18 protein-coding genes are annotated in these 23,044 nt (G+C 41.7%); 8 read left to right on the top strand and 10 right to left on the bottom strand.

What is annotated here, in order from left to right; translation table 11 throughout:
• Positions 1-88 precede the first annotated feature (88 nt).
• Both J5A55_RS04875 and J5A55_RS04870 read right to left on the bottom strand, forming a co-directional pair.
• A complete protein-coding gene (locus J5A55_RS04875) occupies positions 89-607 on the bottom strand; it encodes a hypothetical protein (RefSeq protein WP_004383404.1) in 519 nt (172 codons plus the stop codon).
• Between the two features lie 3 nt (positions 608-610).
• Positions 611-2,014, bottom strand: coding sequence for a coiled-coil domain-containing protein (locus tag J5A55_RS04870; protein ID WP_155813788.1), 1,404 nt, complete (start codon positions 2,012-2,014; stop codon positions 611-613).
• A 1,262-nt stretch (positions 2,015-3,276) separates the two neighbouring features.
• Between J5A55_RS04870 and J5A55_RS04865 the strand changes: the two genes are divergently transcribed.
• Positions 3,277-3,780 (top strand): HU family DNA-binding protein, encoded by a 504-nt coding sequence (locus J5A55_RS04865; protein WP_004383401.1) that lies wholly within the window; start codon positions 3,277-3,279, stop codon positions 3,778-3,780.
• A 110-nt stretch (positions 3,781-3,890) separates the two neighbouring features.
• Here J5A55_RS04865 and J5A55_RS04860 read toward each other — a convergent pair whose 3' ends face one another.
• On the bottom strand, positions 3,891-5,552 hold the full coding sequence (locus tag J5A55_RS04860; RefSeq protein ID WP_211802914.1) for an IS1182 family transposase: 1,662 nt from the start codon (positions 5,550-5,552) through the stop codon (positions 3,891-3,893).
• A gap of 218 nt (positions 5,553-5,770) precedes the next feature.
• Between J5A55_RS04860 and J5A55_RS04855 the strand changes: the two genes are divergently transcribed.
• The 6 genes from J5A55_RS04855 (at position 5,771) to J5A55_RS04830 (ending at position 8,320) form a co-directional block, all read left to right on the top strand.
• Positions 5,771-5,863, top strand: a complete 93-nt coding sequence (locus J5A55_RS04855; RefSeq protein WP_154649573.1) for a smalltalk protein — start codon at positions 5,771-5,773, stop codon at positions 5,861-5,863.
• A gap of 310 nt (positions 5,864-6,173) precedes the next feature.
• Positions 6,174-6,854, top strand: a complete 681-nt coding sequence (gene infC, locus J5A55_RS04850) for a translation initiation factor IF-3 (protein WP_004383394.1) — start codon at positions 6,174-6,176, stop codon at positions 6,852-6,854.
• Positions 6,855-6,967: 113 nt separating this feature from the next.
• Positions 6,968-7,165, top strand: a complete 198-nt coding sequence (gene rpmI / locus J5A55_RS04845; protein ID WP_004360280.1) for a 50S ribosomal protein L35 — start codon at positions 6,968-6,970, stop codon at positions 7,163-7,165.
• A gap of 36 nt (positions 7,166-7,201) precedes the next feature.
• Positions 7,202-7,546 (top strand): 50S ribosomal protein L20, encoded by a 345-nt coding sequence (rplT, locus tag J5A55_RS04840; protein WP_004383393.1) that lies wholly within the window; start codon positions 7,202-7,204, stop codon positions 7,544-7,546.
• Positions 7,547-7,823: 277 nt separating this feature from the next.
• The gene (locus J5A55_RS04835; protein WP_155813787.1) at positions 7,824-8,036 is read left to right on the top strand and encodes a hypothetical protein; all 213 of its coding nucleotides are present in this window, start codon (positions 7,824-7,826) and stop codon (positions 8,034-8,036) included.
• Between the two features lie 8 nt (positions 8,037-8,044).
• The gene (locus tag J5A55_RS04830; RefSeq protein WP_004383391.1) at positions 8,045-8,320 is read left to right on the top strand and encodes a type II toxin-antitoxin system RelE/ParE family toxin; all 276 of its coding nucleotides are present in this window, start codon (positions 8,045-8,047) and stop codon (positions 8,318-8,320) included.
• 23 nt (positions 8,321-8,343) lie between these two features.
• Here the strand turns inward: J5A55_RS04830 and J5A55_RS04825 are convergent, their stop codons facing one another.
• The 3 genes from J5A55_RS04825 to J5A55_RS04815 all read right to left on the bottom strand — a co-directional run bounded on the left by J5A55_RS04825 (position 8,344) and on the right by J5A55_RS04815 (position 9,793).
• On the bottom strand, positions 8,344-8,607 hold the full coding sequence (locus tag J5A55_RS04825; RefSeq protein ID WP_039851346.1) for a hypothetical protein: 264 nt from the start codon (positions 8,605-8,607) through the stop codon (positions 8,344-8,346).
• A gap of 190 nt (positions 8,608-8,797) precedes the next feature.
• On the bottom strand, positions 8,798-9,232 hold the full coding sequence (locus J5A55_RS04820) for a hypothetical protein (RefSeq protein WP_004383390.1): 435 nt from the start codon (positions 9,230-9,232) through the stop codon (positions 8,798-8,800).
• A 63-nt stretch (positions 9,233-9,295) separates the two neighbouring features.
• Positions 9,296-9,793, bottom strand: coding sequence for an STM3941 family protein (locus tag J5A55_RS04815; RefSeq protein WP_004383389.1), 498 nt, complete (start codon positions 9,791-9,793; stop codon positions 9,296-9,298).
• A 216-nt stretch (positions 9,794-10,009) separates the two neighbouring features.
• Here J5A55_RS04815 and J5A55_RS04810 point away from each other — a divergent pair, with 216 nt between their 5' ends.
• Positions 10,010-15,634 carry an alpha-2-macroglobulin family protein gene (locus tag J5A55_RS04810; RefSeq protein ID WP_234396078.1) on the top strand — a complete coding sequence of 1,875 codons (5,625 nt, stop codon included), beginning with the start codon at positions 10,010-10,012 and terminating at the stop codon, positions 15,632-15,634.
• A 771-nt stretch (positions 15,635-16,405) separates the two neighbouring features.
• On the opposite strand, the gene J5A55_RS04805 is transcribed toward J5A55_RS04810, so the two are convergent.
• The 4 genes from J5A55_RS04805 to J5A55_RS04790 all read right to left on the bottom strand — a co-directional run bounded on the left by J5A55_RS04805 (position 16,406) and on the right by J5A55_RS04790 (position 23,021).
• Complete coding sequence (locus tag J5A55_RS04805; RefSeq protein ID WP_004383385.1) at positions 16,406-18,901, bottom strand: TonB-dependent receptor; 2,496 nt, start codon at positions 18,899-18,901, stop codon at positions 16,406-16,408.
• A 91-nt stretch (positions 18,902-18,992) separates the two neighbouring features.
• The gene (locus J5A55_RS04800) at positions 18,993-20,084 is read right to left on the bottom strand and encodes a zinc ribbon domain-containing protein (protein ID WP_004383384.1); all 1,092 of its coding nucleotides are present in this window, start codon (positions 20,082-20,084) and stop codon (positions 18,993-18,995) included.
• A 41-nt stretch (positions 20,085-20,125) separates the two neighbouring features.
• Entirely contained in the window at positions 20,126-22,132 is a 2,007-nt protein-coding gene (locus J5A55_RS04795; RefSeq protein WP_004383383.1) for a peptidase U32 family protein, read from the bottom strand.
• 442 nt (positions 22,133-22,574) lie between these two features.
• A complete protein-coding gene (locus J5A55_RS04790) occupies positions 22,575-23,021 on the bottom strand; it encodes an HU family DNA-binding protein (protein ID WP_004383382.1) in 447 nt (148 codons plus the stop codon).
• Positions 23,022-23,044: the final 23 nt, after the last annotated feature.

The following is a 23,044-nucleotide window of genomic DNA, read 5'->3' as shown; positions in this document are numbered from 1 at the left end:
CAAAGATAGGGCATAAAAAAGCCCCTTGCACGAAAAAACGTACAAGGGGAATAGTATTGGGGAAAAGGGAATTAAAAGGGGAATAAACCTATTGCAGATTTAGCCTTTTCAGTAGGAATTCGGCAACCATACACTGCTGTGCGTAGGCGGGAGTCTTACTCTTATAAGTCTCCCATTTGCTCACCTTAGCACGCAAGTCGGTCAAATCGTTAGGTACTTTCTTGATAGAGTCGTAACTGCAGGCAGGTTCTGCTCCCTTGAAGCCCATTTTGTTGTTGATATCCTTTGCAAAGTCGGTCATTTTGCAGGGATAGTTGCAGTATTCGCTCAGTACTCTGAAGACGGCATACCACTGTCTTTGTGTCTTCATCAGCTTCTCCCCCTCGGCAGTCTTAGCTTCGAGAAGTTCCGTCAGTGCCTGCTTTATCTCCTCATCGTCAGGAGCAAGGCGTGGCTCATCGTGGCTGTTGCCGTAGTAGTTCTGCGTGCAATCACCCATGATAAGGTTTTCAATCGTCTGTGTGCTGTCGCCAACGACCAGTTGGTGAATATTCACGTTAGCCCCCTGCAGCAGCTGCTGTAAAGCTTCTTTATGCTCGTTGTTCATATATTATTCCGCTCTTGTTGCCATATTGGCGTTAGTAATATTCTGTGTTCCGTTGCCCATTACAAGCTGGGTGGCTGATATATTGGTTTGTCCTTGGATAATCTGTTTGTTCTGTATTTCTTGCTGTGTTTTATGCATCTTTTGTATAAGTTCCCTAATCTGTGTGCTAAAGGGCGTATTGCCAAAGACATAAAAGCCTAACTTCTCCATAACAATCAATTTTTCGGGAGAGTTAGGAATATTCTCCAATCCCTCCATAATATCCTCAATTTTGATGGTTGTGTTTCCCTTTTCCTCCAGAAGTTCTTTCATCTTTTGTACCAACTTTTGGTTCTTGCTTTCCAAAGCTTCTATGGTTATAATGTCTTCTTCACGGCGGATGGATGCAAGGAGTTCTTTGCTCGTACCCTTGAAGCCTAAAGCCCTCATTCTTGCGACTGTGTTAGCTTCTTCTGCAGATAAGAAAAGATCTGTCGATTCTGCTTCTTCAAGTTGCTGCCGCAGTTGCGTTATCGTCTCCTCTTGTGTGCTGTTGATTTTCTTTAGGTTTGTAACCTCTTTTTTGAGTTCTTTGTTCTCCTCCAGCATTTGAGAGTTTCTCTCTCTTAGTTTCTTTATCTCGCTGTTCAGTATGGTGATATTGAGTCCGTTCTGCTTTGCGTCTTGCCGTAAATTTATATTTTTTACCTCAAGTTCTGATACATGCTCTCTCAATGTGCTGAGAGTTTGCTGATCTCGCATACTCTGTCTTTCCGCTCTCCTTACCTGCTGATTTACTATGGTGAGCTGTTTGTCTTGCTTGTATAGTTTATCATGCAAGAGCATAATAGTATTTGATCTTCCGCTTACGGCTTTTTCATGCTCTGCTAACGCTTTCTCTAAATCTTCTATCTTTTTTCTTTGCTGAGCAATGATTGCGCTATTCTCGTCGAGCATTTCCTTTAAGAGAGTATTTTTTGTTGGTTGGGGCAGTCCTATTTCTGCAGGCTCCCAAAAATTCTCTTCCCGTCGGGCGTTCTGTAATATACGACGTTGCTGCAGATAGTCTTCGAGAATCTCTTCGAAAGGTATCAGTTCAAGTTTTGTATCAGAATTTTTCAGGTATTCTTTCATGAATTTCATACCTATTTTTCTGGCGTTTACGAGAGTTTTATATTCTTTTATTATTTGTTTTACGATAAGATTTACTTTACCATCTCTCTCCACCCCGAGGATTATCCGTTTGATTTTGTCAAGGTCGAAATCACCAGTCACCTCTCTCCACTCCCTGTATACAGAGTCTTTTCCACTGTTGATGCGGCTAATAAGAATGTCCACGTCGTCCTTCTGAATACCATTGCTACCCAGTTCGTCCATGTCTAAGGAGAAAGCACTCATGATAAGCAAGCTCCCCCTTGAGTTCATCATTTCTTTGAGGTTTAATTCTCTCATTAAAATAATATTATTTAAATGTTAATGAAGACTATCCTTTGCTCCGTGTCCTTCTTTTTGATAGAAACGACAGCCCCTTATGAGCTCCTGCCTCTCTATATGCTCCCATGCGGTTAACAAAGTTGCTTAGAGGTAGTGATTAAAGTTTCGTCTTCTATTTATGTCTCGTTTTTATGATAAGACCTTACAAAGGTATAAAATTTTTTGCGTATTTCCAAGAGTTTTGCTTGTCTTTTTTTATATTTTTTTGCATCCTTGATGGGCATAGTTGTAGAGTAAATTCTAACTGCTGATGATTGAGGGGATTCTATATGACGAGATTAAGATAATCACTATTTTCAGTTTCATCCTTGATTACAAAATTACAAATTACAAATTACATTAAGGTCGTGGGGGAATGTTGGGGAAGGGGAGGAGAGAATAGTGAGTAATAAATTGATAGTATAATAATAAAAATAATTATAAATTATTATCTATAAATTTTTATTATAATATATAATATAATTATATTATATTATATATTATAATAAACGATCAGAACTCATCCTCTCTCCGCACCCTGCGTGGACCTTAATGTAATTTGTAATTTGTAATTTTGTAATTCGTGTCAAAAATGGGTTCCAGTACTTCGGTGCAGAAATCTTAAACACAGAGTGCACAGACGTTTACTGCCAGGAGATTACACGGAGTACCTAAAGGTACAAAGAGAACACACAGAACCATCTTTGCTGACAACTCGTCCACTCTACCACTCGAAGTAATCATAATTTTGAACTTTTAATTCCTGTTATATAAGCTGGTTAGCTTTTTGTAACACATTGTATATTAGTTGGTTATGATGCGTTTTGCATATTTTAACAGTGCATTTATTTGCTTTTCCTCTTTTTGTTGCTTACCTTTGCAAACAGAAAAAGAAAAGCCCATCTCCCTCTACAGCCACCCGACCTACAGCCTCACCCCCAACCCCTCTCCAAAAGGAGAGGGGAGTGAATAAAAAGATAAGCCCCAAGATGTTTAGATGTTAGCGCTCTTATGTTTAGAGATTAGTGTTCTTAGCGTTAAAGATTAGCGTTAGTAAGGTCAAACATAATTCTAAGTCTAAAATTCAAACCTCAAAGTTCAAAGTTAATAGTTCAAATCATAAAGTTTAAAGCTCAAAAGATAAAGCGTTCGTGTAATTAGAGAAATTCGTAGTTGTTAATAGTTCAATTCAAAACTTTAAACCAAAACTCAATATTATGATTCATTACAAAGTTTATCAAGACAATCGCAAGACCAGTAAGCGTAAGGGATATTGGTATGCGCGTGCGGTGGTCACTCAGACCTACGATTTGGAGAAGTTGGCGGAGTATATGTCTGCCCATAACACGCCTTATTCTAAGGGTGCTATCGCTGGTGTGCTGACCGATATGGTGGCTTGCATCCGTGAGTTGGTACTGGAGGGTGTGGCAGTGAAAATCCCCGACTTGGCTATCTTCTCGGCAGGCATCCGCAGTCAGGGTGCGGAGAAGTTGGCGGACTTTAATCCTGCGAAGCATATTTACAAACCTCATTTGCGTGCAAGGGCATCTGGTTCGTTGATGACGGCTCGTCTGAAGCAATCTGTTCACCTGCGTGAGTACGATAAGTACGATAAGTCCATCAAGGAGAGCAAGAAGGGGGACAAGAAGAAAACGCAGCCAGAGGGTGGTGGTCACATCCCGAGGGACCTGTGGTTGGAGGGTAGAAAAAAAGCCTCATAACCAGCACAGCCCCAACCAGCCTCACCCCCAAGAGGGTGTGTCAAAATGGACACATCCTCTTTTCTACTCCTCTTTACTTCATCTACCGCATAATTCGTTATTTACTGCAGCTATGCCGCTAATTTCATATAAAATGATTTGTTGGGCTTCCAATAGCTTATATAAACTTCTATAGAGCATCTGAAGGTGACTAAAAGTACCTCCATAATAGCTTTTAGCTCCTTGAGATTATTTTTTTTGCACATTTTTCCTATGTTAAAGGCAATAGCAAAGAAGGCAAAATCCATATTGACCTTGTCTTTTCCCAAATGCCTAAATCTCTTGTAGACTTTATTATATTTTGTTTGTCCAAAAACAGCTTCAGGTTCTATGCACCTTCGTCCTCGATGCTTGATGCCTTCTTCCGAGGTCAGTAGTTCCCGTGCCTTTTGTTTATAGTGCTGTAGTTGATGGTTTACTTCTATAATTCTGTTCCCTCTTGCCTTAAAACATGAGCCTCTCAACGGACAACCATCACAGCGTTCTGCCTGATAACGTACACTGTAAGTAACGAATCCATTAGAGGTTAGGGAACGCTTCATGCCTATACGCTTCATATGCTGTCCCATAGGGCAGACGTAGAAATCCTGTTCCTTATTATAATAAAGGCTTGCAGGACAGAATGGGTTAGGTGTATAGCGTGGATGCTGCTCTTTATGGAAGTAGTTATACTTCACATAGGCTTCCATATTATGTACGTCCATGAACAGATAGTTCTCCTCGGAGCCATACTCTGAATCGGCTACGACTGTCTTGGCATAACGATGGTAACGTGAGTTGAAGGACTCCAAGAAAGAAGGAAGTGTAAGCGTATCTGTACGGTTAGCATAGAGTGCAAAGTCGATGATAAACTGGTTCTCAGTTGCTATCTGCAGATTATATCCAGGCTTAGTCTGTCCGTTCTGCATAGCATCCTCCTTCATGTGCATAAACGTAGCATCAAGGTCGGTCTTGCTGTAGGAGTTTCTCTCCCCCATAATCTCAAGGTGTTGGTCATACTCTTGGAGTTTATTACGTTTCTTCTCAAGCTCTTTAAGCTGTTTTTTCTTGGTTCTAACAGCCTGCTTCTCTTCTTTTGTCTTAGGCTCAGGGGATGATTCCAAAGACTTGTTCAATTCCTCGGATATCTCATCGAGCAGAGCTGCAGTAAACTCGACACCTTCTGTCTTAGCGGCATTGTCCTGCGCTATGACATCATCAACCTGGAGCAAGAGTGTGCGTATTTGTTCCTGCAACTTGGCGCGGTTCTTTTCCACGGTTCTCTTCCAAACGAAGGTATACTTGTTGGCTTTCGATTCTATTTTTGTGCCGTCAATATATTCAACGTCAAGACTTATCAAACCTTTGGCTGCAAGTACTAATACCACTTGTGTGAAGATATTGTTGATTTCCTTTTTCACACGATTACGAAAACGATTGATGGTAATAAAATCAGGCTGCTCATATCCTGCCAGATAGATGAAATGAATGTCACGCTTGAGAAGCGACTCTATACGACGGCAGGAATAGATATTATTCATATAGGCGTAAAGAATCACCTTGAGCATCATTTGTGGATGATAAGGCTTGCGACCACTGGGCTTATAAAGCTTGTAGACATTATCCAACATAAGATTATCCACCAAGGCGTCTAAAAGACGAACAGGGTTATCTTCTGCGATATCCTTATCGATTCTTTGAGGAAAAAGAATCATTTTCTTGTGTATGTAAGAACGAAAGTGTACCTTTGTCATAATGAGATTTTTTGTATGCCTAAAGGTACAAAAACTTTAGGAAATAGCAAAGCCCTGGCTTGAGAAAGTCGGGGCTTTGTGCATAAAAAGAGTGTGTGGCTATTTTGACACACCCTCAGTGATTAGCGGGATACCCCTAAAGTTCAAAGTTCATAATTCAAAGTTCATAATTCAAAGTTCAAAGTTAAAAAATTAATAAATTCAAAAAATCAAAAAGTATGAAAAACGAAAAATGGAAAACAATCCTTAATGTGATTATCTCTGTGCTCACTGCCATTGCTACAACGCTGGGTATGTCGAGCTGTATGTAGAAGAGAAGCCTCACAACACAGCCTCACCCCCAACCAGCCTCACCCCCAACCCCTCTCCGAATGGAGAGGGGAGTAAAATGTCCTGCTGATTGTCATTTTGCTATCAAGAGGGGTAGTAATGCTTTTTTTGTTCAGCAAGTGGCGGTAATCACTCCCCTCTCCAATCGGAGAGGGGTTGGGGGTGAGGCTGGTTGGGCTGGTTGTTGTTCTTCTACTTTTTTGAAAATATAAGTAAAAACGCTTGGATAATCGTTTGGAAAATAGTAACTTTGCACGCGTTTAGCGAATTTAAACACATTAAAATAGTTGAATGAAGAATGACAAAATGAAAATGAAGTACCGCGTGAATGAGCAGATTCGCGTTCGGGAAGTACGTGTGGTAAGTGATAATGGAGCTGAGGTTATGCCTACGCGAAAAGCGTTGGAATTGGCTCAAAAAGAGGGAGTTGACCTTGTTGAGATTTCTCCTAACGCACAGCCACCGGTTTGTCGTATCATCGACTATTCTAAGTTCCTCTACCAGCAGAAAAAGCATCAGAAAGAGATGAAGCAGAAGCAGGTTAAGCAGGAGGTGAAGGAGATTCGTTTCGGTCCTCAGACGGATGAGCACGACTATAAGTTTAAGCTCAAGCATGCGCAGGAGTTCCTCAATGCAGGTAATAAGGTACGCGCATACGTGTTCTTCCGTGGTCGTTCGATTCTGTTTAAGGAGCAGGGCGAGGTGTTGTTGCTTCGTTTTGCCAACGATCTTGAGGAGCTTGCAAAGGTAGAGCAGCTTCCGAAGCTGGAGGGCAAGAAGATGTTCCTCTATCTTGCACCTAAGAAGGCAGGTGTTGCCAAGAAGAGTCAGCAGAAGCGCGACCGTGAGGAGGCAGAGGCTGGTGCAAAGGCAAGTGCTGAGGCTGTCAACGAGGAACCAAAGACGGATGGTGGCTTGTTTGCCAACGCTAAGAATGGTGCTGACGCATTGAAGAAACTGAATATTGACTAACGCCCGTTGGGTGTCTCCTCGTTATGAGGGGCGACATGGGCAACCTGTGCGTAACGTCCTGGTATATACGTTGCCACAGATGAATATAAATAACAATTTTAAATTTTACAAAAATGCCAAAACAGAAGACAAATTCCGGCGCAAAGAAGAGATTCACGTTCACCGGTACTGGTAAGATTAAACGTCATCACGCTTACCACAGTCACATTCTGACTAAGAAGACAAAGAAACAGAAGAGAAATCTTGTTCACCAGACGCTCGTGGATGGTACAAACTTGAAGCAGGTACGCGACTTGCTCAATCTCCGTTAATTCATTAGTCAAACAAATTAAAAGGAAAGAAAAACTATGCCAAGATCAGTCAATCATGTTGCTTCAAAAGCAAAGAGAACAAGAATTCTGAAGCAGACTAAGGGTTACTATGGTGCCCGTAAAAATGTTTGGACGGTAGCAAAGAATACCTATGAGAAGGGTTTGACTTATGCTTATCGTGACCGCCGTAACAAGAAGCGTAACTTCCGCGCATTGTGGATTCAGCGTATCAACGCTGCTGCTCGTCTTTATGATATGAGCTACAGCCAGTTGATGGGTGCATTGCACAAGGCTGGTATCGAGATTAACCGTAAGGTGCTCGCTGACCTCGCTGTTAACAATCAGGAAGCTTTTAAGGCTATTGTTGACAAGGTAAAGTAATACCCACCTCCAGCTCCTCCCGAAGGGAGGAGGGCTAGATACTGAAGTGGGAAGAGTTACTCCTATTTATTTGTCTGGCTTTTTCAAGGAGGGAAAGAATAGAGTCCACCTCTAAGTCTTTGCTAAGGCAGGGATTGGATAGGGAGGTTGGTGACTTCTAAAGATATGAGGATTCTTCTGCGGAGGAATCCTCTTTTTTATGGATGTTTTTTTACTTTATATCTTTGCTAATATCATATTAAAATCGTATATTTGTCATGTAATGGATAAATTAGATATGAATACGTCTGTAATACATCCAGAGGTTGTAAGACTTCGACTTCCAAATAGTTCTGACCTTAGGTTTCTAAAAGAACTTGCTCAACGAATGGGTTGGTCTTTTGAACGAGAGGAAATGAATGGGCTTGATAAAAGTATAGAAGATCTAAAGGCTGGACATCTTTATCATGCTAAAGATGTTGATGAACTTATGTCTCAATTGATGAGATAGTAAGCTATATGTACAAAATTGAATATACAAATAGCTTTAAACGCTCTTTTAAAAAATGTCTTAAAAGAGGATTGGATTCTCATGTGTTTGAGGCAGCTCTTCGTATATTAGTAGAGAAAGGTAGCCTCCCTCAAAACTATAAGCCTCATAAGTTATCGGGGAAGTATCGTGGGCTTTGGGAATGTCACTTACAATCTGATTGGTTATTGATATGGTCTCAAGATGATGATAAACTAATCCTACAGCTGATTGATACTGGTACTCATTCAGATTTGTTTGGATAAATAACCTTATATTGTATTTTGGTTTATCTTCCCTTGATATACTTAAAAATGAGGTGTATCGCTGTTGAGAGGATGTATATGAGGTTTAGCACAAGAAGATAAAACCACCATGTGAGACCTGCCCCATATTCTGAACGAAAGAAGAAGAGGTAATAGAGTGGGAGGGAGTAACCGAATAATACAATAGCTGATAAGACACCTGCTCTTTTCTGGCGATTGAATATCTGATAGATTGTGAGGAGTGCACAGACAATAGAGCTGAGATAAAGTAAGAGGTTGTCGCTCATATTCTTTTGATTTAGATGTAGTGAATGATAAGGATCTAATACCCACCTCCAACTCCTCCCGAAGGGAGGAGGGCTAGAATAGTGAAGTGGGTATTGTCTTATAGCAGATAGGAGTAATCATCCCTCCTCCCTTCGGGAGGAGTTGGAGGAGGGTAATAGCAGAAGAGATTATCGCTCATATTCTTTTGATTTAGATGTAGTGAATGATAAAGATTAATATGATAAGGAAGCATAAACCAATGATACCATCAAGGACACGATTGGAAAAGTATTCAGGGTTACGAGGGTAAATGTCAATATCTATTAGCTTTAATTCGCCAGTTTCAATCATACCTCGTATTATCTCTTTCTTATTTCGACCTTCTTTGAGAAACATTTCGAGTATTTGTTGTTGTTCCTCATCCAGGTCTATATCATATGCTTGATTACGTTGAGTTTGTCTCTGCTTCCATCTCTTGAATTGTTCTTTGTATGATTTTTTGGAGCAATCAAACACTGGCGATTCTGTTATCAGAGAATGATAACTATATTTGTCTCTGATAATAAAGCGATGATAAACGAAGCGAAGTGCAGCACCTATATGAACCAATGTTAAGCCTATAAAGCCTCCAATAATATCATGCATAGCTAATACCCACCTTCAGCTCCTCCCAAAGGGAGGAGGGTTTGAATAGTGTTATTTGTTATATTATTTATGTTTTTTCAACTTCTGTTTGCATAATGAAAGTGCTTCTTCAGCTCGCCCATCCATCATATAGGCAGGGAAGGAGTATATGGCGTTGATAGTCTTGAGGTTATACCCCATAGTCTTGCGTTTTATCCATGAAGATTCGTTTGCGATAACCTTTTCAGGGTCTTTCATCTGGATGGTTATTAACCTGTTACCTTTAAAACGTATTAGGGAGAAGTCGGTGATCTCCTCCCATAATATTTCCTCAGCTCCACAGATAGAAAGCCCTCTATCTGTAAATTCTATTTCTTTCTTATGGTTTATGAGAAGCTTTATCTTTTTATAAGCCATAAACAAACCGCCTCCACCAAAGAAGATGATGGAGAGGATGCCAGCAACTCTTAGTTTCCAAGGGGAATACATTGTGGTGGTGTCATCTATGGTAAGAAGCCATACGCCTAAGATAGTAAACGCAATACAACCTAAGTAAACAAGGATTTTCTTTGTTTGATTCATATTCTATTGTTTAATATTCTTCTCAATCTCATTATATTCGCAAAGATACGATTAATAATGTAAGTAAACAAGTGAATGAGTGAACAAGTGGATGGGTTGACGAGTTATTAGTACTATTCACTTGTTCACTTGTTCACTCGTCCACTTCTTTACCTGTTCACTTGTCACTCTTGAATAAAATAACTATCTTTGCGTATATAATCAAGATGGTGGAGTATGAGAAAGACGATAAGCCTATTATTGTGCATGTTCCTGTTCCTCTCCCTCGGACTAAAGGCACAGAAGATTGAACAAATGTGGAATAATGCGCAAAGTATTGCACAAAGTAAACCACAGGATGCAATACGAGCGTATGACAATCTAATGCTAAAAGCTGAACACGAAAAGCGATATGACATCCTTCTGAATGCTGGCGTTGAACGCCGAATGGTGACGATGAATTGGGCTCCAGATAGTCTCTTGCCTTATGCCGAACGATTGAAAAAACGTGAAGCACTTGTGCGTAGGAATGAGCCTGTACTTTCCTCCATTTATAGTACATTACTTTGTGCATTGGGGCAAAGTGATAGCCCTGATGGGCAAGCGTATGCTCAACTTGCTTTGGCTCATCCCGAACTCTTGGCACACACACGTGTGAAAACAAAGGGGAACACGATTGACAAGTATTTTCATTATGATCTCTTGCATATAATAGGCTATACTTTGGGTGATTTCTCCACGCTCAATTCTTATTATTCGCATGTGGGTAATCGACCAGCCACCTTTTTTACAGCCCTAGAGAGATTAAAACAAAATGCTCCAACGGATAAAGCCAGTCTTTTAAAGTCAAATTATCTTCATCAGTTAGATTCTCTTGCACAGGCTTATCATGACATTAAGGAGGGGGCTGAGGCGTCAATCCTCTATTGTCAGCTCCAGCGAGAATACGGACTTGTGAATGATAGTGTTTTACTGGCTAATGCCGAGCGAGCCATTCGTCAGTGGACTTCTTATCCTCGTGTCAATATTCTTCGACAAATGGTATCTGATATGACACGTTCCTCTCTATCTCTTGCCCAAGAGCGTTCTCTTTGGTCTACTGATGAAGAGAGAACGCTTACATTGGTGTATAAGAATGTAAACAATGTAAAGGTAATTGTACGAAAAGTTGAAGAGAAGAATCTTAATTGGGAAGACAATGATATAGACGATATGGTGGAGCATGAAACGATGCATAGTAGGAAATGCTTTTCAAAGACATATAATTTGACAAATACCAATCGTTTACGTCAGTATCGAGACGAAATTAAATTACCAAAACTCAAGGCTGGTATGTATCTTCTTGAATTGAATACGAATCCTAAGACGATAGGTGAGCGAACAATGTTCTTCGTTAGTGACATTCGATTGATGAGCCTTCCACAAGCTGGTGATACACTTCGTTTGGCAATCGTGCGAGCAAAAGACAATCAGCCCATTCACAATGCTTCTATCCAGTTGGATAAGGGGAAACCGATAGCCGTAAATGGTCAGGGAGAATTACGTCTCTATGATTATGAAGATTCCACCTTCTTATATGTTATTACGCCAGAGGGCTCTCATCTTCCTCCCATTGATGTGGACCGATTGAGTGATTATGATCTTGACAAAGCAGATACCACACGCATGAATATTTTTCTTGACAGAGGAGTCTATCGACCTGGTCAGATTGTCCACGTGGGGGTTATACGTCATCAAATAAATCATACAAAAACAAAGGCTTGGAGTAATGCACTTACAAAACTATACTTGCGTAATCCACAAGGAGAAATCCTTGATTCTGTCAGTATTTTTACGGATGATTATGGCACGGCACACACCTCTTTCACCTTACCTAATAAAACGCTCAATGGCGCTTATACGATAGGGGTAGGGTGGAATGTGGCTTCCTTCCGTGTGGAAGAATACAAACGCCCCACATTCACCATTGAGATTTCCAAACCAACAATGTACTATGCTTTAGGCGATAGTATCACGCTAGAAGGTAAGGCTCAAAACCTGATGGGTGAACCTGTAAGACGTGCGAGGGTGATTGTAAACAGAACCTATCTATCTAATACAAAGCCAGATACACTCTTTACTGATAACAGAGGGCAATTCTTGATTCCAATGAAACTCGATAGTTCAGTAAGGACTGGTGTGTCACGTAATTTCTTCTCAATCAATGGTACGATTACTGATGGAACTGGTGAACAACAGACGTTTAATTATACCGTCTATGCCGATGACAAACGGGCTCATCTTACGATTCAATCAGATGGCGATTATCGAGTAGAACTTCATCACTTGCCCCAACTCTGTTTCTTGCTTACAAATAGGTGTGGAGTATTACAGAAAGGTCGAGTTAAGTATTGGTTGAAAGGCTATGAAAGTGATGTTCAATCTTGTGAAACCAGTGATACATATACATTGAAACCTTCGGACAAATCTGATAATCGTTCTGTCGGTGTTATCACCCTACCTTTGCCTGCAAATGTAAAGAAAGGTTGGAATGAGCTCATAGCGACTTGTGAAGGTGATACGGCTCGTTATTCGTTCATTCTCTTTGATGAAAATGATAAGCGTCCGTGTGAAGAGATGAATGGGTGGTTCTATGCCACAGGCTCTGATTTTGGAGAAGGTGATAGCTCCTCTGTAAAAGTTTATTTCGGCACGAGCAAGAGAAATATCCACGTGCTTTATTCCATCTTTACCCCTGAAAAAACATTAGAAAATGGAACCTTAGAATTGAGCGATACCATCGTCAGTCGCACATTTAGTTATCGTCCAGAATATGGAGATGGTATGACCATTTGTTATGCTTACTATGTAGATGGTCAATTCCTTAGTTTTTATCAAACGATTAATCGTCGGCTCGATGATAAAAATTTGAATCTCTCATGGACCACTTTCCGTGATAGACTCGTGCCAGGAGATAAAGAAACATGGAGGTTGAAAGTTTCTACCCCCGATGGTCACCCTGTGCGTGCCCAGTTAATGGCGACACTTTATGACAGGGCTTTAGATAGGATTGCCGAGAATCAATGGAAGTTCTCATTGGGTGATCGTCTAACCGAGGTTCGTGCCGAATGGTTAGGAATGGACAAGCTATTATCCTATTATATGAGCATTTATTCTCACTCACCCTCAATCACTTACAATTATCCTTCCTTAGATATGGGACTGGCTGGAGGTGCAAAATTTATCGTAGAAGGTAAGGTTGTTGGTGAAGATGGAGAACCCATCATAGGGGCGACTGTCATGTCATGCGAACGAAGTGGATTAGGCACTGTGACCGACATTGATGGGCATTACCGATTGAAGGTGCACTATGGCGAGACGCTCCAGTTCTCATATATTGGTATGCAGAGTGTTGTGCGTAAGGTCTATGGTTCACGATTGGATATGACCATGAAAGAAAACAGTGACCAACTCCAGGAGGTAGTTGTTAGAGGTTATAGCTCTGTGAAGAAAGAATCTCTTACAGGAAGTGTGACCATTGTAAAGAATGTTTCCTCCCTTTATGGCTCACGTGCCCCCATTTCTCCTATATATATCCCAGAAGAAAGGACAAGCTCTACTTTGACTCTTTCCCCTGAAGAATTACAACATTTGACAAATCTTCCGATAAGAAAAAATTTTATGGAATTAGCCTTCTTCTATCCTAATTTGATGAGCGATACAGAGGGGAATGTCACGCTCAATTTCACCTTACCAGAGAGCGTAACCTCTTGGCAATTCATGGGCTTGGCACATACCCAAGACATGAAGTATGGATTGATTCGCTCATCGATATTGGCTCGTAAACACCTGATGGTTCAAACTAACCTCCCTCGATTCATTCGAATAGGAGATAAGGCAAGTATGAGTGCGAAAATATTTAGCGTGTCAGATAAAAATATAGATGGAAAAGCCACCCTCCTCCTCCTCAATGCAGAGAATGAGAAGGTCATCTATTCAGAGACACAAGCCTTCAAACTGAAGAGTGATAGTACGCAGGTGGTAAGTTTTTCTTATACCCCAGCAATGAATAATACGCCCTCCTTGCTCGTTTGTAAAGTGATCGTGACAGATGGAAAAATGAGTGATGGCGAACAGCATTATCTCCCTGTGTTAGATAATAAAGAACTCATTACACAAGCAATTCCTTTTACACTTGTTGGTAATGAAAAACTGACATTCCACCCCCATCAGCTCTTCCCGACAAATAGTGAGCATAAGGGTATCTATCCTTGCCTGCGGGTGGAATATACAAAGCATCCCGAGACAATGATTATTGATGCCTTACACGCTTACACTCATCCTGTGGATGGATGTGCGATCTGTCAGGCTATGGCGTATTATACGACAAGGCTGGGGCATGAATTGGCAAAGGCTCATCCAAATTTGTTTGAGGTGAGAGATAGTGTGGAAAGAAAACATCTTACATCAAATCTTGAAAAAAATGAAGAATTAAAATCCCTGTCTTTACAAGAAACTCCGTGGACTTTGACGGCAAAAAAAGAAACCGAACAGAAGTTGGCTTTAGTCGATTTCCTAAACGAATCAAAGATGTCGGAATATGAGAAAGACTTGACAGAACGATTGCGTGAACTCCAACAATCAGATGGCTCATGGACTTGGTTTAAGGGAATGTCGGGTAATCGGTGGGTCACTGAGACCGTCATGGAACTCCTTGTTCGCCTTAACGCTATGATTGGGCACCAGCGAGCTATTGATGAGATGATGGAGAAAGGTTTTCATTATTTAGCACAGGGAAAGACCGACTTAGAGGAACTTTACCTACGCGCATTAGATGGGCGAGGCGCAAAGGAGACGCTCACAAAACATGGTAAAGAACTTATACGAAGTTTAAAGAAAAACGTCTCCACGTATGATATCTATTCGTTGGCACAATCAGCCATTCTTCTTTATCACTATGGTGAGCAAAAAGAAGCCCGCCAGCTCGTAGAGACGTTGAAGCAATACACGGTTTATGACCAACTCAAAGGACGTTATTATGATAGTCAGCGTGCTGGGTATTCATGGCTTGATTACAAGATTCCATCCCACGTGTCGGCTCTTGAAGCCCTACAAATGATAACGCCAGAAGATCGTCTTACGATTGCCCAAATGAAACAATGGCTCTTGCAGGAGAAGCGAACACAATACTGGTTGACGACCATAAATAGTGCGAATGCAATCTACGCTTTCTTAGCAGATAAACCATTCGCTGATATGAGTGACGTTAGCGGTACACAAACTTATCGCTTTGATGCCGATAAGCTAAAGACAATGAGAAATATTTCCATATCTGGCGATGGTTACTTATGGGTGAATGAGAAGCCTAAGGATTCGTTGTCAAAGCTCTATACCCAACCACTTTCAGCTACTCATATTGGCTTTGGTGCTATCTATGTCCAATCTATTCAACCTTCAAAAGATATTCAGATTCCTACTGGTGAACTACAAGTTAAACGTGAGATAGTTCCCTTGCAGGCTGGTCCATTACGTGTGGGCAGTCATGTAAAGGTGCGCATAACCCTCACCACATCTCGTGATCTCGACTTCGTACAGGTTGTAGATAAGCGTGCGGCATGTATGGAGCCCGTCGATAAGACAAGTGGTTATACCTATGGCAACTATTGTAGCTATTACTTAGATATTAAGGATAACCAAACCAATTACTTCATCGGAATGTTACCAAAGGGCGTGCATGTAATAGAACAGGAGTATTATCTTGATCGTTCAGGAACTTATACGACGGGCACCATCACGGCTCAATGTGCATACGCCCCAGAGTATATAAGTACGGAGAAAGGGACATCGTTCAGCGTTCGCTTAAATGGGAGTAAAGTGCGATAATATTAGAAGAGAACTAATTGGGTAATTGCCATTACATTCTATCTTGTTTCTGAGATAATCGGTTACTTAGTATCAGAGAAACGCATTCACCAATTGGAAGTGTGTTCACAAAGGTAGGACAGACACCTCCGTCTGTCCTGCTTTTTATGATCAACCTTCTATATAGGAGAATGGCGTTTCGTATTACATCAGGATTGTGAGGTGGACAGACGAGGGCGTCTGTCCCTACATTGAGGCATTGTATCTGATGGGATAGATGATAGGAGGAAATAAAGGGTGTCTTTTGCAGTCGTATGATATAATCGAATAACACCTATGTGTCAACACTCCCTAACACACATGTATTTCCGTCAATCCATACATTCTATTCTAGTTTTATCCTAATGGAACTCCAGTATCATCCTAATGATATTCCAGTATCATCCTAATAATATTCCAGTATCACCCTGATGATATTCCAGTATCACCCTAATGATACTCCAGTATCACCCTGATGATATTCCAGTATCACCCTGATGATACTCCAATATCACCCCGATGATACTGCTTGATACGATAGGAGGCAGAGGAGAGATGTTCTCCTCCAAGGTATCCTCTTCCCTTTATCAAATCATGGCTTCTCATATTGGGATAAGTGCTTTCACTAAGAACGTACCTCTATTTTAACCGAAACGGAGGTACGTTTTAGTAAAAACGTACCTCCGTATTTATTGATATTCACTAACTGTTTAGTATCGAACAAGCTTTCGCTCCATCTACTTGCCCCCTTCCTTAGAACCGATAACTAAGGTCAACACCTAACTGGAATGGCGTTCCGCGTTGAGCAAAGGTGAGTTTATTACCTGTAGCAGCACTTTGAACAGCAAATGTATTATACTTTGTATCCGTCAGATTGCGTACCCATAAATTGATATGTAATTGCCCGAAGTCGGCATCAGCATGTGCACCTAAGACGGCATAGAAGTTCTGACTGATAGTATTCTGTTCATCCCAGTAGGTTTTACCTTGTGCAGAAAGGTTCAAACCAAGAGTCACACTACGCAAATGGAAGCTGTTAGAAGGGTCTAGCAAGGCGGCTGGGTCAATGTCAATACGATAGTCAGCACTTGCACCCAAGGTATGTTGTGGGACGAAAGGCACTTTCTTATCTTTGTAATTCACCTTATTGCCACCAGCGATAGAATCGGAATACTCATCGAACTGGGCACTTGTAAAGCCATAACTAAGGGCATAAGACAAACGATTATCAAGCGCTCCACCTCGAAGTGTCGCCTCTAAGCCGCACGAATGACTACGACCTGCGTTTGTCATTACACGTCCGAAACCATAATTACCAGCCATTACCGAGAGTTGCTGATTACGGATTTGCATGTAATAAGCTGCTAGGTCAAGATGAATTTGATGTCCCAAGAGGTTGAGGTGAGCACCTACCTCATAGTTCCAGCTAGTCTCGGGCTTATATTCTATCGTCTTAGCAATTCGCTTATAATAGGCCTCATCATGCTGAATATCGACATCAGCACGTGCCTTTTGTGCGGCTTGTGATGTCTCTGCCTGTAATATATCAGAGAACATTTGGAAATTGTATCCGCCAGCACGATAGCCCTTAGACCATGTGGCATATAGGTTACTCCCGTCATCGAAACGATAAGTAAGACCAACCTTCGGTAGTAATTGTTTGAAGTGATTGCCTTCATGGTGCTTCAACGTTGATGTGATTACAGGATTAATATTCACGCCTAACACGTGCTCTTGCAATGCGACACGAGCTGAAGTCGCATAGTCTATCGCCACATGCGAATAGTCATAGCGCAAGCCAAGCGTCGCTCTTAGGCGATTGGTGAGGTCGATATTGCTCTCATGATAGACGCCAAAGTTAAATGTTGGTGTACGGAAAACGCCTGGTACAGGATCCATCGTCATATTAATGGAAACGCCTCCCGCACGTGCAATATTCGCAGCTACGAGTGTGCGAGCCGCTAGCATAGCCGCCTCTTCAGACATACCACGTGCTATGAAACTAGGCACCATACCACGCGCCATAGCATTGAGCATCCCGTTATAAGCATAGTCCGTTATCTTCTTTGACAGGGCTGTATTCATATCCTTATCGAAGTAGATGGGCGCCATCGTCTTCAACCATTGATAAGAACCAAAGGCACCGAAAGTCCATTGCCATCTGCCTGATCTGTTACTCTTAACTGATAGTTCCTCCGTGAGTGTGTTACCATGCTGACGCTGGGTAAGATGGAGGAAATCTTGTGGGAGATAATCAATATCCATTAGCATATTGTCATGGAGGAATTGCCAGGAAGTCATGCTATTCACGTCAAATCCATTGCCAGCATACTTGATTCCCATTCCTGTATTCAATATGTTACGTCGATAATAACTCTGTCTGTTCTGATTGGGCATTTGTGTGCCAGCCTTCATAGCATATAAGGGCGAGGTAAGGGGTGCAGATGCAATTTCCTCCTTAGTCACGAGTTGTCCGTAAGGAAACCCATTCTGGTGAGTATATTGATAGTCGGCTATCCAATCAAACATCCATCTGTCTGATGCTTTCCACATGAAGTGCCCCTTGCCTCCGAACTCATTGATAAGGTCGGCACGACTTCCGTCAAATTGGTTTCGGAAAAACCCATTCTGTCCACCATAGAAAGCTGACAAAGAGAAGGCACGCTTATCATCGAGCTTCTGATAGTGACTGAGTTCTATCTTGCGCAAAAGCTTCGTTCCGAGCGAGAGCCTAACATCTGTGCCCTGATACAGGAATGGGTTACGACTATACATACGAATGAGTCCGCCTTCGGTATTCATTCCGTAAAGCGTTCCTTGAGGGCCATGCAATACGTCGACACGGTCAATATCATAAGTGTGGAAGTTAAAAGCACTCTTATTCAATATTGGCATTCCATCAACATAAATCCCAACAGCTGGCGAGTTCACCCGTGAGCCGATACCACGCATATAAATAGAGGAAGTGTAACGACTTCCATATTCTGGCATAATGAATGACGGAACAAAGGTGGATAGATGGCGAGCATCCTGCACATTTAATTGCAGGAGTTGGCTTCCATCAAAAGACGTACTACTCAAAGGCTGTTGGCGGAGTCGGTAAATCTCTTTCGGCTGATTAATCACCAACACCTCATCAATATCATAAACCCGAGAGGTATCACCTATTGCTATGGTATTATCTGCGTGAGCTCCTATCGACATACCTGTCGCCATCAACAGAGCTAAGCTAAACTGGCATTTAAACATATCTTTTCGCTTTCTTACGTTTAAGTATTATTTCACTTTGCAAAGATAGAGAGAATATACATACCACACAATCCTAATTTATTAGGATTACTCATTCATTCATCGCGCCACAATGTGGACAACGACCCTTACGGTGTAAGCGCGTCCCGCAATTCCCACAATAATAAGTCTCACTACTCTTTCGCAAATATGTCCAGAAGGCATAATAGATATAAACGACAAGTAGGAAATAACCTATATAATATAAGGTGAGAACAGAGAAGATGATATAATTAACGGCACATACGGCGGCTAACCCACTAAGATAGAGTATGGCATCGCCCGACTTTAATAAACGGCGCACATCATCTATAGTAGCTATGGCGATGATCAGCATTGCCCATACTAAACATAAGAAGATATTGAGCAATAGGGGTTGAGAGAAGGGATTGAGAGAAGGGTGGAAATAGAACTCCTTCCACGTTTCAGGTGTGAAAAGTTGTATGCTTGCATAGAATGCTGCTGATAATGCCACTACTACTGCTAACAATGTTGGATAGAATGAATTGATGTCATTGAAGTGAACAATATGCGCATTACGCTTTAATATCTTACGTGCCAAATAGCCCACGCCTATGATAGAAATAATAATCATAAAGATGAGCAAGTGGATGTTGGAGAAGGTGGAGATGAACTGGGAAATAGGATCATCAGGTATCACTTGCTTCAACAAACGTCCTTCGTGAATCCAACCAAAGGCGTAATCTTCAGTCGCTATCTGCACCCATACAGAATCATTTTTGTCATCAGGAAGAATACGAATATCTACCACGACAATGCTCTTTCCCTCATGCACGGCAAACGAATCAGTCTTCAAACGATGGCTCACGGCTTCTTCTGGTTGTTGGCGTATAAGCATAAGTGAATCAGAGCTAACCACAAAGTTAAAGCCTTGTGAATAGTGGTGCTTTACACGGAAAGAAAGCGAGTCAGCCCCACTTATAGAGCCTTGCCAATCATCCTCCGTACTATCTTTCTGCTTTGAAAGCGAGTCGCCTCCCGCTTCTAGCTTACGCGTAATCTGTGCCTCTTGAATACTATCTGGTAATCGGAAGGAAGAGGGGGTCTTCTTATGATAACAGCCTGTTATCATGAGTATCACACTAAACAGAAAGACGATCAATATCGGATAATATCTTCGCATATTGTGAGAATGTTTGGGGTTAAAGGTTAGATGAAACACACTTACTCTACATCTGGATGGATATTCATTTGGCAATCCTTGCAATCAAACTCTAAACGGAATCTACGCTTATCGGGGAGCTCTAAGAAGAGAGGTTCACGCCATGTGGGTTTCTTTCCTCCACGTTTCACACAATAGCCTAACGAATAACGAATACAATGACGGCATTGCATTAATAAAGCATCCTCCACTTGTCCACGTTTCACTTGTACACCTTGTGGGTGTTGATTCTCGAAAGCCTCATCGGGTTTCGTTAATCCTTGTTGTTCGTAAAACTTACGGGCGACATCATTAGAGATATTATAAAGGTAAGGGTATGCCTGATATTGACTAGGGTTAGCCTCCCTCACAAACTTATAGGATTGAGCCTTATCTCTATCCAATCTTGTCGTTCTGTGAATGGTGATACGCTTTCTTTCCTGTATCTTCTTGTCTAATTTTGTTATCAATGCACGACGCAAATCAGCAAGTACACTACTAGGAATAAAGCATTGCTCCACCCCATCTTCAAGTCTAACATCCGAGCATTCATAAGCCGTGTTTCCGAGTTTTGTCAACTGACGAACGATATTATCATGCTGAGGTTTCTGGGCTTGTTGATGGTCGAAACTAATAAGTGTTTCAGCACTTAATATATCTTCCATACCATCACTAGATACGAGCTTCCCCTTTAATATAAAGCCATTATCCGTAAGCCTGAAAGTCATTACAATAGGTATTTTACGGATAGCCGTAGTTCCACTCAACTCCTTATCAAAGGCTTGATCTTGGTTACGATACAATGCCATACCAGGCTTTAAGCCATGTGGCATCTTGTAGGGATAAAGGCGATTACCCACGGCTCGATTCACACGAAAACCATGGAGGACTATTGGAGAGTTGACGGGTTGACGAGTTGACGAGTTATTGGAACCATTAACTTGTCTACTTGCCTTCTTGTCCTCTTGTTCACTCCCCAAGAAACACAATCCATCGCCATTAGCAAAACTTGACGTACCAGCCACATTAAAACTATCACGCCTAATCTCTTTCACCGTACCTACAAACTCGCCTAAGGCTTTTGGCGTATCAGGGGAGAAGATATCAGCCTGTCGACCATTTAAGAAATAGCTCGTATATCCACGATTAAAGGTCTTCTTTAGGTTAGGCGTAAACGAATAAGCCACACGCCCTAAAGAGGCACGACGGAGTTCACGAGGATGTTGGCGGATAATCTCATCAATGCGTTGGCTATAAGCCGAGACCACATTCTTTACGTAATTAATATCTTTCAGTCTTCCCTCTATCTTAAAAGCACAAGCCCCTGAACGCATTAGTGCCTCAAGATTATCTATCTGACTCATATCCTTCAATGAGAGAAGATGACGCTGGTGTTCTATGGTTTTCCCGTCTGAATCCTTCAAGTCAAACGCTAAACGACAGAACTGAGAACACGCACCACGATTGGCTGAACGCCCAAAACAATATTGTGAGGCATAACAGATTCCACTATAACTCACGCATAATGCGCCATGCACAAAGGTCTCTAACTCCAGATTAGGCAAACGTCTATGTATCTCACTGATTTCTTCAACTGATAATTCTCGAGCCAAAACAATACGATCAAAACCCTGCTCGCTCAACCATTGGGCTTTCTCCCATGTACGTGTGTCACATTGTGTACTGGCGTGGAGAGCTATCGTATCAGGCACGATTTCCCTCACTTTACTCATCAATCCCATGTCTTGCAAAAGGAAAGCATCAACGCCAACATTCACCAACTCACGTACTAAGGCAAGCGTCTCTTCAAACTCTTCATCATAGATAATCGTATTGATGGTCACATGAACCGTGACGCCATAACGATGAGCATATTCGCATAACTTACCAATATCCTCAACACTATTACCAGCCGATTGGCGTGCCCCGAATCGAGAGGCACCAATATATATGGCATCTGCTCCATGATCAATAGCCGCTATTCCACATTCGAGGTTCTTGGCTGGGGCAAGGAGTTCAATCGTTCTCATTTATCAATCTCTTCTATACTAATCAGATACAAAGATAGTGATTAAATACTGATTGAACAAATACATCAAAAACAAATCTTAAAGCTGAAAGAACAAGAGATATAATGATTAAGAACGTATCAGAATCATCAAAATAATGGCATATTCCCCAAAGAAAGACTAATAAAAAAGTAGGGAAAGACGAGGGCGTCTGGAAACCCCTCCCAGCCTCCCCCAGGGGGAGGAGAGCCTTACGGAAATTAGTTAGGATAGTTTTCCCGATCTCAATATATCTCCTTGTAGGGACAGACGCCCTCGTCTGTCCGAAAAAACGACATAAAAAGAGAGGACAGACGAGGGCGTCTGTCCCTACTTTGTGGCAATTTTCCAGCCTATCCTAACTAGCTTCCGTTAGGCACATCCCCTCCTTCGGAGGGGCTTGGGGAGGCTTTTTGGGGGACTTTTACCCTACTTGCGGTCCACTTTCCTCCTCTTTCTTTTTCTTCTCCTCTTTCTCCTCCTTTTCTTCCTTCTTCTTTCTCGGCAACTCATACAAGTTGTCGCGTAATCCATTTTTCAGTTCCACACCTGGCGTAAAGGTTACTCGAGGTTTGATGGTTTCAACCTTAAAACTCTTCTCGTCCAACGCTCCAGTACTAGATAAGGTTAAGCGCATTGTACCGAATTCGCCCAACTGTACGCTAAAGCCATCGCGCAAGTAACTAGGCAAACACTCCATAAAGTTTGTAAGGACATTTTCAATGTCGCCGCGTGTCAAAGACGAACGACCCGCAATATCTCTCGCAATGTCGCGCAACGTCTTCTTACCAACATTCACTGGGTTAGCATACAACTTACCTGCGTCTTCCTTTGCGCCCGGTCTCTTTCTTTTTACTAATTTAATTTTCATGATTTATTTTATTTTTAGTTATA

Source organism: Prevotella veroralis (assembly GCF_018127765.1).
GTDB lineage: Bacteria > Bacteroidota > Bacteroidia > Bacteroidales > Bacteroidaceae > Prevotella > Prevotella veroralis.
Note: the sequence above shows the minus strand (reverse complement) of the source record. Positions and strands in the feature narration are given on the sequence as shown.